The organism is Paenibacillus jamilae (assembly GCF_050482105.1).
GTDB lineage: Bacteria > Bacillota > Bacilli > Paenibacillales > Paenibacillaceae > Paenibacillus > Paenibacillus jamilae_B.
The window spans coordinates 1-14677 of sequence record NZ_JBCNHI010000010.1 but is presented as its reverse complement, the minus strand read 5'-3'; the positions used below and the strand labels follow the sequence as shown (position 1 = coordinate 14677).

Genomic DNA, 14677 nt, shown 5'->3' with positions numbered 1-14677 from the left:
ATGGAAATTTTTGAGCAGTATGAATCCAACGTAAGAGCATATTGTAGAAACTTCTACGATGTGTTTGACCGGGCTAAAGGTGCACTGATTTATTCAGAATCCGGAAAGAAATTTGTTGATTTTTTTGCAGGAGCAGGAGCTTTAAATTATGGACATAACAACGAATACATCAAACAAAAGATACTCGCTTATCTTGAATCGGACAGTATTACTCATGGGCTTGATATGTACACAAAAGCGAAACGTGAATTTATCGAAAAATTCTCGCAGATCATATTGGAACCCCGAAAGTTAAACTATAAAATTCAATTTTGCGGGCCTACAGGTACAAACGCTGTAGAAGCATCGCTGAAGCTTGCCCGAAAGATCACTAAACGGACTGGTATATTTGCGTTTATGGGAGGATTTCACGGAATGTCGCTGGGGAGTCTGGCTGTTACCAGCAACATTCAGAAAAGATCTTCCTCCGGCATAGCATTATGCGATGTTACCTTTTTCCCATACTCCGAGAGTCCAATTGACTCATTCGATACTATTGAATACATGGAAGCCGTTCTAAACGACGGTCACTCGGGAATCGAAAAACCGGCGGCTATTATATTTGAAACCATTCAGGCGGAAGGCGGCGTAAATATAGCTTCACCCGAATGGATGCTCAGGCTGAGGGAACTTAGCGACAGACACGGTATTCTACTGATTTGCGATGACATTCAGGTTGGCTGCGGACGCACCGGACCGTTCTTTTCATTTGAACGTGCCGGGATGATCCCTGATATTGTACTGCTTTCCAAGTCAATCAGCGGGTATGGCCTTCCCATGTCTATTCTGCTGATGAAACCGGAACTTGATGTCTGGAAGCCTGGTGAGCATAACGGTACGTTCCGGGGAAACCAGCTTGCTTTCATTGGAGCTACAGCTGCGTTGGAATATTGGGAAATGAATAATTTGGAACAGTCTGTGAAATATAAGGAAGCATTTGTAAGAGAATATTTAACCAAGCAGATTTTGTCATTACATAAGGGCCTGACCATTCGGGGTGCAGGTTTGATTTGGGGTATTGATTTTTCCAATGTGGAGGATGAGCGAATCACGCAAAAAGTAGTAGAGGAATGTTACCAAAACGGTTTAATCATCGAAAGCGCAGGAAGAAAAGACAGTGTTATAAAACTTATGCCTCCGTTAACCATCGAGCTTGAACTTTTGCAGCAGGGTTGTTCAATTATCAGACAAGCTATTCAAGAGAATATAAATAAAGTATTGGAGGTCGAAAGTTATGGATAAAATCGCCATTATAGGAATAGGATGCCGTTTGCCAGGAGGAATAAGGGGGCCTGAGGAGTTCTGGGAAGCATTGACTGCGGGAAAAGATATGACTTCCGATTTACCCGAAGGCCGCTGGGATTTAGAAAAGTTTTATGATCCTGACAAATCAAAGCCAGGCAAGCATTACACCTGTCATGGTGGATTTTTAGATAAAATAGATGAGTTTGACCCTTTGTTTTTTGGTATTTCTCCAAGGGAAGCGGCCTTTCTTGATCCACAGCAAAGACTGATGCTGGAGACATCATGGGAAGCAATGGAAGATGGAGGCTTGGATCCGGCCAAGCTAGCAGGAACCAATACCGGTGTCTTTGTAGCGGGCTTCACCCTTGACTATCAAGCAATACAATTTAAAAACGAATCGGTTGAAAGTTTAGATACACATTCGGCAACGGGTATGATGATGACAATGTTGTCCAACAGGATTTCATATATATATGATTTCAGAGGTCCAAGTTTGTCTGTAGATACAGCGTGTTCGGGCTCTTTGGTTGCAACACACCTTGCATGCGGGAGTTTATTGAATAATGAATGTAATCTCGCAATAGCAGGCGGAGTAAGTGTTATAGCTACACCTGAGTATACCATAGCGGAAAGTAAGGGTGGTTTTTTATCTCCCGATGGACGGTGCAAAACTTTCGATTCCAGTGCAAACGGTTATGCAAGAGGAGAAGGAGCCGGCGTTGTGGTTTTAAAACGCCTGTCAGATGCTATCGAAGACGGAGATAGGATTTATGCCGTAATAAGTGGATCGGGTGTAAACCAGGACGGCCACACAGACGGGATTACTGTTCCAAACGGGCAGGCTCAGGAAAACTTAATGAAGGAGGTATACAAAAAGGCAGGAATATCACCTTCAGATATAACATATATTGAAGCTCACGGCACCGGCACTCCGGTTGGAGACCCTATTGAGGCTAATGCAATAGCACGAGTGGTTTCAACAGACAGGCCAAAAGATAAAAAGTGTATTGTCGGATCTGTTAAGACAAACATTGCCCACCTTGAGGCCGCTGCAGGAGTTGCCGCACTGATAAAAGCTTCACTAATCATAAAGCATAAGCAAATACCTCCACATCTGCACTTTAAGAATCCAAACCCTAAAATTCCCTTTGACGATTTATGTATACGAATTCCTCAGACCCTGGAGCCTTTGCCGCAACCCGCATTGGTTGGCATAAATTCATTCGGTTTTGGAGGAACAAATGCCCATATCCTCTTGGAGGAAGCTACAGATCTCCAAAAAGAGGGTACTCCTGAAGTTAATGTAAATACCGGATGGCCATATATGATTCCCATATCTGCGCGCTCAGAAAAGGCGCTAAAAAACTATGCGCAAAAGTATGTTGATTTTATTAATGGAAGTGGAGAAAGTATTTCTTTATATGATATTGGAAGCATGATGAGCAAAAAGCGCACCCATCATGACTATAGACTAGCGGTTTCGGCATCTTCAAAGGAAGAACTTGCAGGAAACCTGGAAGCGTATATTAAAGGACAAGCACGCCAGGGGATGTCTGCGGGAAATGTTGAGGCAGGAAAGTACAATAAAGCTGTTTTTGTATATACAGGTATGGGGCCCATATGGTGGGCTATGGGCAGACAGCTCCTTGAAAAAGACCCTGTGTTTAGAAATATGATAGAAAAATGCGATAAACTTACACGTCAGTATGCTGGATGGTCTCTACTGGAGGAACTTCTCGCCGATGAGGAGAATTCACGTCTGGACCAGCCCCAGTTTGCTCAACCTGCCAATTTTGCTGTTCAGGTGGGTTTGACTGAAGTATGGAAATCCTTGGGTATTATACCCCATGCGGTGGTAGGACACAGTGTTGGAGAAGTGGCTTCTACATATGTTGCAGGAATTTACAGCCTTGAAGATGCCATGTTGGTAAGTATTCACAGAAGCCGTGCACAGCAAAAAGCAGTAAACAAGGGCACAATGCTGGCGGTAGGTTTACCAGAAAAAGAAGTTGTGGCCCTGCTGGATGAGAACATAAAAGGTGTTTCAATGGCAGCAATCAATAGCCCAAATTCGGTAACTTTGTCAGGTGATCCTGATGCCCTTGAGCAGATCCAAAAACAGTTGCAGGATAAGGGGGGGTTTGCGCGGCTTTTAAAGGTCAATGTAGCGTATCACAGTTACCAAATGGAACCATATGAGCAGGAGCTATTGGAGGCATTAAAAGGAATAAAGTCCCAGCCTGCCGGGATACCGATATATTCCACGGTTACAGGGAAAATGCTGACGGGTACAGAGTGTGATGGACATTACTGGTATAAAAATGTAAGAGAGCCGGTACGTTTTGAAGCAGCAATGTATGAAATGATTTCGTTGAATTATAACTTATTTATTGAGGTGGGCCCTCACTCTGTTTTAGCAGCTTCTATTTCTGATTGTCTGTCAGCTAAAAACGTTGAAGGTAAGAAGTTGTTCTCTATAAAAAGAAATGAAAACGAACAGGTTTCAATACTGGAGAACTTAGGGAATCTATATGCACTGGGATACCCTATAGATTGGAACAAGATTTACCGGTACCAAGGTGAGTTTGTAAGTCTCCCTCTTTATCCATGGCAATGGGATAAATACTGGATGGAAACGCAGGAATCAAGTGAATTTAGGCAGGGAAAAAATAAGCACAAGTTTTTAGGACGCCGTTTGAAAACTTCCAGCCCTATATGGGAGATTGAACTTAATACTACCTATATGACGTATCTTTCTGATCATAAAATACAAGGTATAGAAGTTTTCCCCGGAGCAGGGTATGTAGAGCTGGGAATGGCTTGTGCCAGAAGCTATTTTGGAGAGGGTTTTTATACAGTTGAAGATATAAAGTTTGAAAATGCTTTATTTTTAAATCAAGGAGTATCACCTGTGGTGCAGGTGGTTTTGGATCCAAAAACCGCAAAATTCGAGATTTCAAGCAGGATACCGGGACAAGATAAGACTTGGACATGCAATGCATCCGGCACAATAAGAAAACGGCAAAACATAAAGATCACTGCTAAAGATGAGTTGATTCAAATACTTGGCAATTGTACCAAAGAATACGGAAAAGAAGTATGTTATAAAACCTTCTATCAAATGGGTTTCCATTATGGTCCTTATTTCCAAGGTATAGACAAGATATGGAAAGGTGATAACGAAGCTCTTGGCAGGATCGAGATCCCTAAAATACTGGAGATTGATAGCTCTATCTACGGTCTTCACCCGGCAGTATTGGACGCCTGTTTCCAGGTTACCATTGCGGCAGTTGCACCACTTAATGAAGATGAAAATAACGAAGGCCAATCATTCCTACCTGTAGGAATAGACAGGGTGCAGCTTTATGGAAGGCCGGAGCCTGTCATGCTTTGTCATACGCAGATGGTAGATAGGAAAGATAATAATTTGAACGCCAACATCCGTCTATATAGTGAGGACGGAAATCTAATCGCCGAAATACTGGGCATAAGAACTAAGGAACTTGGAAATAGTGGAGGGTCTGATGCTGGAAGAGTTAAGGATTATCTTTATGAGATAAACTGGGAGCTTCTAAAAAGTGAAGAAGTTGATACCCGCACAGCTGCTGCTAACTCTGGAGCATGGCTTATTTTTGTGGATCATAAAGCAGCAGGAAAAGAACTGGCAAATCTCCTTGAAAAAAGGGGAGAAGAATGCTTTATGGTATATCCTGGTGAGAATTTTGGTTGGCAGTATGAAGAGCGTGAGATATATATAAACCCTCGAAGCATTGAGGATCTTAGAGCGTTGTTTGATGAATTCTCAAAAATTAAAACGAAGCTAACAGGTATTGTATATATGTGGAGCCTCAATATCCTTGAGATCCAGGAAGTTAGTAATACAGCTATAGAAAAAGCTTGTTTTGAAAACCTGTTTGTATTAAAACACCTGGTACAAGCAACCACAAATCTGGGATTAAATTTTAAGCTGTGGGTTATTACAAGAGGAGCCCAAATGATCAACAGGGCTACTCCAAATTCTGCATTCTTACAGTCGTTGGTATGGGGCCTTGGCACCGTCATAGGTTACCATGAGTTGCCTTCAAATTGGGGAGGCCTTGTAGACCTTGACATAGAGGCCAATGCGGGTGAAATGGAAATGCTGTTAAAAGAAGTCTTAGGTAATGGAGAGAACCAAATTGCTTTCCGTAATGGGAATAGACTTGCAGCAAGAATCGATAAACTGCGGATTGATATGCAGCATCAAGTACCCGTACATCTTCGCCCCGATGGAAGTTATGTTATTACAGGTGCTTTTGGTGGCATAGGTATGATTACAGCCCAGTGGATGGTTGCCAAGGGAGCAAGACATCTGGTACTGCTTGGACGCGGAGAATTTCCAAAACGTTCTGAATGGAACAATGTAGAGCCAGGCAGCAGCCTTGCAGAGAGGATTGAGTTTGTTCGTAAGCTGGAGTCCCAGGGGGCAACAGTATATATTGGATCAGTGGATGTAACTGATGAGGAAAAGCTTGCTGGATTTTTTAAAGATTTTGATAAGGAAGAAAGGCCTCCTATTCGAGGTGTTGTACATTCTGCTGGTATTACGGATGATCAATTTCTTGAGGTTAGTAAAGATGAGACTTTTTATAGGGTCCTTTCGCCTAAGGTAAATGGTGCATGGAACCTTCACCGTATGACAGAGGGACGGCCTATTGACTTCTTTATTTTATTTTCTTCAGTTGCTTCTGTATTTGGTTCACCAGGCCAGGGAGCATATGCAACTGGGAATGCCTTTTTGGACTCACTTGCACATTACCGTTTATCGAGAGGACTTCCTGCACTGAGTATCAATTGGGGACCATGGTCAGAGGTTGGAATGGCTGCAAGGTTTATGGAACGTGATCCGGAGTATTATATACAAAAATCCATAGAATCTGTAACGGTAGAAAAGGGAATTAGGGCTATGGAGCACCTTGTTGGAGAAGCTGTTGCACAGTCTGTGGTTCTACCTATACTCTCGTGGCAAACGTTTGGGGAAAAATGGTTCTCACCCATGAGTTCTCCACATGCGCTTAAAACTCTTTTGCAAGATGAGTCAGGACAACAAGAGAATATAAATAAATCAAAGGTGGATGTTGATATCCTGGAGGATATTATTTCATCTCCAATACAGAGCAGGCAGAATATCGTTGAAATGCATATTAAAACAATAGTAGCGAAGGTTTTGCGTTATAATCCTGAGGATCTAAGTACCAAACAACCACTAACTGTTTTTGGGATGGATTCATTAATGGCCACCGAAATAAAAAACAGGATGGAGGTTGCCTTTAAAACACCTGTTTCCATAGTAGAACTTCTTAAGGGTTCCAGCATATACGATCTTTCCGAGCAAATGATATCAAAGCTATACGAATCGGGAAAGATTTCAGAACAGGGTTCCCTAAATATGGGTAAGGCTGAGCTTGAAAGAATACCTAAAGTTTCTGAAAAAGAGTACTATGAAACCTCATCTGCACAAAAGATGATGTATATCATTAATAATCTTGAGGGTAACAACATTGGGTATAACATACCTGTGGGAATTTTATTTGAAGGTGGGATTGAAAGGGTTGCCCTTGGGGAAGCATTAAAAACATTGATACAAAGGCATGAAGCATTTAGGACATCCTTTGAGATGATTGATGGGGAGCTTGTGCAAAGGATACAAGATGAAGTTGATTTTACTATAGAATATTTTGAGTCTGAGGAAGACGGAGTAGAGAAAATAATCGATGAATTTGTAAGACCGTTCGATTTAAGCAAAGCACCCTTAATAAGAGTAGGTCTTATAGAAATCCATGCTAGCAGGCAAATACTTTTGCTTGATGTACATCATATAGTCTCGGATGGAACTTCAATAATCAGGACTTTTGATGAAATAGTTTCTATATTAAGTGGTGAAAGCCTTCCGGCAATGGAGGTGCAATATAAGGATTTTGCCCAGTGGCAGAATGGCTTGTTTAGCACTGAGGTTTACAAAAAGCAGGAAGAATACTGGCTTAATAGGTTCAAGGGTGAAATTCCTATCCTTGATATGCCTACAGATTATCCTAGGCCTGTCCTTCAAAGCTTTGAAGGAAATAGGTTGCTATTTGATTTAGACAGTCATTTGATGGATAAATTAAATGTACTTTCCTCCCAAACAGGAGCCACCGTGTATATGATACTTCTTGCGGCATTAAATACACTAATGTATAAATACTCAGGACAGGAAGACATAATTATTGGTACTCCTATAGCGGCAAGAACTCATTTTGATACTGAAAGAATACTGGGGATGTTTATAAATACCCTGGCATTAAGGAATTTCCCAGAGGGAAATAAGGCCTTTACTGAGTTCTTGGAAGAAGTAAAAGAAAGCTCCTTAGAAGCATATGAAAATCAGGAATACAGGTTTGATCAGTTTGTGACAAAACTTAACGTAAAGAGAGATTCAAGCAGAAATCCTTTATTTACTGTTATGTTTAATATTGTTCCTTCTGATGAGCATATTATGGAACATCGTGGTGAATTAAAGTATTCCAAATATCCGGTTGAAAGTAAAACATCAAAATTTGACCTAACATTCCAGTTGATACCAGATGGTCATAATATAATATTATGGATGGAATATGCTACACGTCTGTTTAAGAAGGAGACGATAGAAAGGCTTGTTCAGCATTACTTTAATATCCTTGAAGAGATAACCTCAAACCCTGAAAAAAAACTATCAGAAATCAATATGTTATCCCAAGAAGAAAAGGAGCGAATAATATACGGCTTTAACGATACGAAGGTTGAATTTGAACATCACCTGACGGTACACCACCTGTTTGAGCAGCAGACGAAAGTACGTCCAGACAATATAGCAGTAGCGTATGAAGGCCGTAGATTTACATATGGCCAGATCAACCAAAGGGCAAACAGGATAGCAAGGTACATGCTAAAGGCTGGCACTGGTAGAGAAGAAGCCGTAGTTGTCATGCTGGAGAGGGGACCCTTATTTGTAGAATCGGTACTTGGTATATGGAAAGCAGGGGGGGCTTACATACCTGTAAATCCAAAATACCCTACACAAAGGGTGCTTGATATATTTAAGGAATCTAAAGCTGCCTATGTGTTGACCTTATCAGATTATGTGACCCAGCAGCTTAGTGAGAACTATAAAGGCCGAATTATATACCTTGACCAGTGTGAAAAAGAGATTGAGGCTGAAAGTGGCGAAAACCTAGATCTAGATATAAACATAAATAGTTTGGCCTATGTTATATATACATCTGGTTCAACTGGTGTACCAAAGGGAGCTATGATAGAGCATCTTGGCATGATAAACCACATCCATGCGGAAATAAAGGAACTTTGTATAACTAACAACAGCATAATATCCCAGAACTCGCCTCAATACTTTGATGTATCTGTATGGCAGTTCTTTGCAGCCCTAACCATAGGAGCTCAAATTATCATCTATCCAGATGAAATAGTAAAGGATGTTGCAAGGTTTACGAATCGGATCATAGAAGATGGCATAACGGTCCTTGAGGTGGTACCTTCATACCTTGCTTTAATGCTTGAGTATGTGGAAAATACAGGGAATAAACCGGAAAAACTTCATTACTTGCTGATAACGGGAGAAACCGTAAAATCCGGCATAGTAAGGAAATGGTTTGACCTATGTCCAAATACTAAAGTAGTTAATGCCTACGGACCTGCAGAGGCAGCGGACGATATTACTCTATATACTATGGAAGCTGCTCATGAAGGAGAGAACATTCCTGTAGGCAAGCCTATACAAAATATGAATCTATATATAACAGATAAAAACATGAACCTGTGCCCTATCGGAGTAAAAGGAGAGATCTGCGTCTCTGGAACAGGTGTAGGAAGGGGTTATTTAAATGACCCTGAAAAAACAGCCCATGTATTCCTTGAAGATCCTTTCAGAGAAGAAAAGGGGATAAGGCTGTACAAAACAGGAGACCTGGGAAGATGGCTGCCTGACGGGAATATCGAATTCCTGGGCAGAATAGACCATCAGGTTAAGATCCGCGGATACCGAATAGAGCTTGGAGAAATAGAAGCTCAGCTTCTAAAACATTCTTCAATAAAAGAAGTTGTGGCAGCAACAAGGGAAGACCCCCAAGGGAACAAGTACATCTGTGCATATATAGTTGGAGAAAGTGAATTGACAATACCGGAATTAAGGGAGTATCTCTCCAAAGATCTGCCAGACTACATGATCCCTTCATATTTTGTACAGTTGGAAAAACTGCCTTTATCAGCGAATGGCAAGGTAGATAGAAATGCCCTGCCTGCCCCTGATGGAAATATTAATACAGGGGTAGACTATGCTGTACCATTCGGTGAAATTGAGGAGAAGCTTGTACTGATATGGACCCAAATCCTTGGAGTCCAGAAGATTGGAGTAAATGATAACTTCTTTGAATTAGGAGGAGACTCATTAAAGGCAACCAATCTTGTATCAAGGGTTCATAAAGAATTTGACATAGAATTTGCATTAAAAGAAGTGTTTATGGCTCCTACAATTTCGGCAATAGCAAAAAGTATTAAAAATAGACTTAACGATACAGTGGAAATCGAAGAAATTTTAAGCATGATTGAAAATCTATAAATAGGAATTAAAAGAGATGAAATAGAGAAGAGGGACGAAGTTATGGATAATTTGATGAAAAGAATAGAATCTCTTTCTCCAGAAAAAAGAAAGCTATTTGAGACGATGCTAAAAGAAAAAGGAAAAGATGTTTCAAAATATACGCCAAATGCCTTTTCTGGAATACCTTCTGCCAGAGAGCAGGAATTTTACCCTATGTCATCTGCCCAGAAAAGGCTGTATATACTAAACGAGCTTGAAGGAGCAGGTACTGCATATAACATGCCAGGCGTCGTACTGCTGGAAGGAAACATTGATGCAGTACGCTTCGAACAGGCATTCAAGGAGCTAGTAAAAAGACATGAGGCTCTGCGCACATCATTTCATATGGTTGAGGGTGAACCAGTACAAAAGGTTCATGATTACGTGGATTTCAGTATTACGTACCTGGAACTAGATGAAGAAAAAGCAGCAGAAATAGTCAAAGAATTCATAACGCCCTTTGATCTTAGCCAAGTTCCATTACTGAGAGTAGGACTTGTAAAAACGAACGAAGACAGGCGTGTTATGATGTTTGACATGCACCACATAGTATCAGATGGTATATCAGTCAATATACTTATGAGTGAGTTTTTGGATTTGTACCAAGGGAAGACCCTTTTGCCACTACGGATACAGTACAAGGATTTTTCTGTATGGCAGAAGGAGATGTTTGCCGGAGACTCAATAAAGAAGCAGGAAGAATACTGGCTCCAGACATTTAAGGGTGATATACCGGTACTGGATATGCCTACTGACTATCCAAGACCGGCGGTACAAAGTTTTGAAGGAGATGCTGTAAGCTTTGAAATAAACCCTGAACTTTCAGTCAAACTAAATAAGCTTGCAACAGATAATGGAGCTACCTTATACATGGTACTGATGGCTGCATATAACGTACTCCTGTCCAGATACACTGGACAGGAAGACATCATAGTTGGAAGCCCTGTAGCCGGAAGGCCCCATGCTGACCTGCAGGGTATCATTGGTATGTTTATAAATACCTTGGCCATAAGGAACTATCCTGAGGGAGAAAAGACCTTCGTCCAATTCTTGCAGGAAGTAAGGGAAAATGCGTTTTTGGCTTTTGAAAATCAGAACTACCAGTTTGAAGAACTTGTAGAAAAACTTAATCTCATGAGGGACATGAGCAGGAATCCTCTTTTTGACACTATGTTTGCACTGCGCACTTCAAACAAGACAGAATTTGCAGCAACGGGTATAAACTTCAAACAATACAACAACTGGCTGGAAGGCAGAAAGGCAAAATTTGACCTTATGCTTGAAGTGGTAGAGGGTCAAGAAGGTATAACATTTAACCTTGAATATTGTACCAGGCTGTTTAAGAAGGAGACAATAAAAAGGTTTGGAACCCATTACATTTCCGTTCTTGAAGAGATAACGGCATGCCCTGAAAAAAGGTTGTGGGAAATTGATGTACTGTTACAGGAAGAAAAACAGCAAATCCTATATACCTTTAACGCTACAGAGGCACAGTATCCTAAAAACAAGACTATCCATCAGCTTTTTGAAGAGCAGGCAGAGAAGAACCCTGATCATGTAGCTGTGGTATTTGAGGGTAAAAAGCTTACATATAGTGAACTCAATAAAAAATCAAATGGGTTGGCCCATGTATTAAGGGCTAAAGGAGTCAAACCGGACAGTATCGTAGGTATTCTGGCAGAACGCTCACTTGAGATGATAGTAGCAATCCTAGGGGTATTAAAAGCAGGAGGGGCATATCTTCCCATAGATCCAGATTATCCTGAGGAAAGAATAAGTCATATGCTGGAAGACAGCCGGGCAGTGATCCTGTTGACCCAATCACATTTTATAGACAAATATACATCAATAGGTACAGTAATAAATTTAGAAGATGAGCAGGAATATTCAGATGAACAATATAACTTATCGGAGGTAAATAAACCTTCCGATCTAGCTTACTTAATATATACCTCAGGCTCTACAGGTAAACCCAAAGGGGCAATGATAGAGCATAGAAACATAGTAAGGCTGTTATTTAACAGTAAAATGCAGTTTGATTTTAACGAAAATGATGTATGGACTATGTTTCATTCTATGAGTTTCGATTTTTCCGTATGGGAGATGTACGGGGCGTTGTTATATGGGGGCAGATTGGTGGTAGTTCCTAAAATGACAGCACGCAGCAATGTAGAGTATCTGAGACTTCTAAGGAATGAGAAGGTGACCGTATTAAATCAGACACCTTCAGCCTTCTATAATATAGCCAATGAAGAAGTATCATATGAAGAAAAAGAACTTAAGATAAGATATGTCATATTCGGAGGGGAAGCATTAAAGCCTGCATTGTTGAAGGGATGGAGAAAGAAGTACCCGCGAACTAGACTCATCAATATGTATGGAATAACCGAGACAACAGTGCATGTCACATATAAAGAGATAGAAGAGGAAGAAATTAGATCTAATGTGAGCAGCATAGGAAGGCCTATACCAACCCTTACAACATATGTAATGGATAAGAACATGAAAGTTGTTCCCATTGGAGTAGCCGGAGAGCTTTGTGTAGGAGGAGACGGAGTTTGCAGAGGATATCTTGGAAGACCGGAGCTTACAAAGGAAAAGTTCGTTCAAAATCCGTACAAGCCGGAAGAGAGGTTATATAGATCTGGAGACCTGGTCCGGTTATTATCTGATGGAGAAATGGAATACCTGGGTAGAATAGACCACCAGGTAAAGATAAGAGGCTTTAGGATAGAGCTTGGTGAAATAGAAGCACAACTGCTAAAGCATCCTTCAATTAAGGAATCTTTGGTGATTGCAAAGGAAGACCATCAGGGCAGTAAATACCTGTGTGCATATATAGCGGGAGAAAATGAGCTGACAATATCAGAACTAAGGGAGCATCTCTTAAAAGAACTGCCCGAATACATGGTACCATCATACTTTGTGCAGCTTGAAAAAATGCCATTGACAGCTAATGGCAAGATAGACAGGAAGGCATTGCCTGAACCCGAAGGTAATATAAATACGGGAATAGAGTATGAAGCGCCTATAGGCGAATTTGAAGAGAAGCTTGCACTGATTTGGCAAGACATCCTTGGAATTAAGAAGATAGGAAGAAATGACAACTTCTTTATGTTAGGTGGACACTCTTTAAAGGCTACAAGCCTTGTAGCGAGAATTCACAAAGAGTTCAATATAGACATGCCTCTTAAGGAAATATTTAAGGCTCCAATTATAGCGGAAATAGCAAGGTATATGAAGGAAGCAAAGGAGAGTATATATCAATCTATCCAAACTGCTAAAGAGATGGAATACTACCCTATGTCATCAGCCCAAAGAAGGCTGTATATATTAAATCAGTTTGAAGGAGCAGGGACAGCATACAATATGCCAGGCAGCTTGCTGGTTGAAGGCAGTATTGATCTGGAGCTTTTTCAGAAGACCTTCCAACAGCTTATAAATAGGCATGAGACCCTTCGAACATCTTTCCATTTCATAGAGGGTGAACCCGTCCAGAAGATCAATGATCCTGTGGGTTTTAGTGTAGTGTATCTAGAATCTGACGAAGAAAAAGTGGGGGAAATCGTAAAAGAATTTATAAAGCCGTTTGATCTTGGAATTGCTCCGCTGCTAAGAGTAGGCCTTGTGAAAACGGGAAAAGACAAGCATGTCATGATGTTTGACATGCACCATATCATATCTGACGGTACGTCCATGGATATACTGGTACATGAGTTCATGGATATGTATGGAGGAAATAACCCTTCTTCCCTCCGTATACAGTACAAGGACTATTCTGTTTGGCAGAAGGAACTATTTGCTGGGGACAAAATAAAGAAGCAGGAGGAATACTGGCTCCAGGAATTTAATGGAGAAATTCCTGTGCTGAATATGCCAGTAGATTACCAAAGGCCTTCGGTTCAAAGCTTTGACGGAGGTTTTATCCGTTTTGAAGCAGGCAGTGAGCTTACGGGAAAACTTATTAAGCTTGCAAGGGATAATGGGGCTACTCTTTACATGACATTGCTTGCTTCATACAACATACTGCTGTCTAAGTATACGGGGCAGGAAGATATTATAGTGGGAAGCCCTATAGCTGGAAGACCTCATACAGATTTACAAGACATAATAGGTATGTTTGTAAATACTTTAGCCATGAGGAACTATCCCCAGGGAGAAAAGACCTTTGCTGAGTTTCTAAAGGAAGTAAGGGAAAACTCTATAAGGGCTTATGAAAATCAGGACTACCAGTTTGAAGAACTGGTGGAAAAGCTTAATGTAAAGAGGGATATGAGCAGGAATCCTCTTTTTGATACTATGTTTGTATTGCAAAATACCGGCTCATCAGAATTGAAGATAGATAGGCTTAAGTTTATACCCTATACAAATGAATTTAGAATATCCAAATTTGACTTGACATTAAATGCTCGGGAAACCCAGGAAGGTATTGCATTTGATTTGGAATATGCCACAAGGCTGTTCAAGAAAGAGACTGTAGAAAGGTTTGCAGCCCATTACCTTAATGTTCTGGAAGAGATAACGGTTTATCCTGGAAAAAGGTTGTCAGAAATTGATATGCTTTCACAGGAAGAAAAGCAGAAAATACTATATGACTTTAACGATACAAAGGTCCGGTATCCTAAGGATAAGACTATACATCAACTGTTTGAAGAGCAGGTAGAAAAGACACCCAATAATATTGCTGTAGTGTTTGAAGATAAACAGCTGACTTATAAGGAAGTAAACGAAAAGGCAAACCAA

Annotated in this window: 3 protein-coding genes; all 3 read left to right on the top strand. The window is 40.8% G+C overall.

The genetic code is table 11. The features are described from left to right. The gene (ectB, locus tag ABEW32_RS06275; protein WP_430186158.1) at positions 1–1281 is read left to right on the top strand and encodes a diaminobutyrate--2-oxoglutarate transaminase; all 1281 of its coding nucleotides are present in this window, start codon (positions 1–3) and stop codon (positions 1279–1281) included. Continuing rightward, positions 1274–9913, top strand: coding sequence for an amino acid adenylation domain-containing protein (locus tag ABEW32_RS06270; RefSeq protein ID WP_430185751.1), 8640 nt, complete (start codon positions 1274–1276; stop codon positions 9911–9913). The genes ectB and ABEW32_RS06270 overlap by 8 nt, the downstream gene beginning before the upstream one ends. A 42-nt stretch (positions 9914–9955) precedes the next feature. Next, on the top strand, positions 9956–14677 hold a 4722-nt coding region (locus ABEW32_RS06265; protein ID WP_430185748.1), incomplete at its 3' end, for an amino acid adenylation domain-containing protein.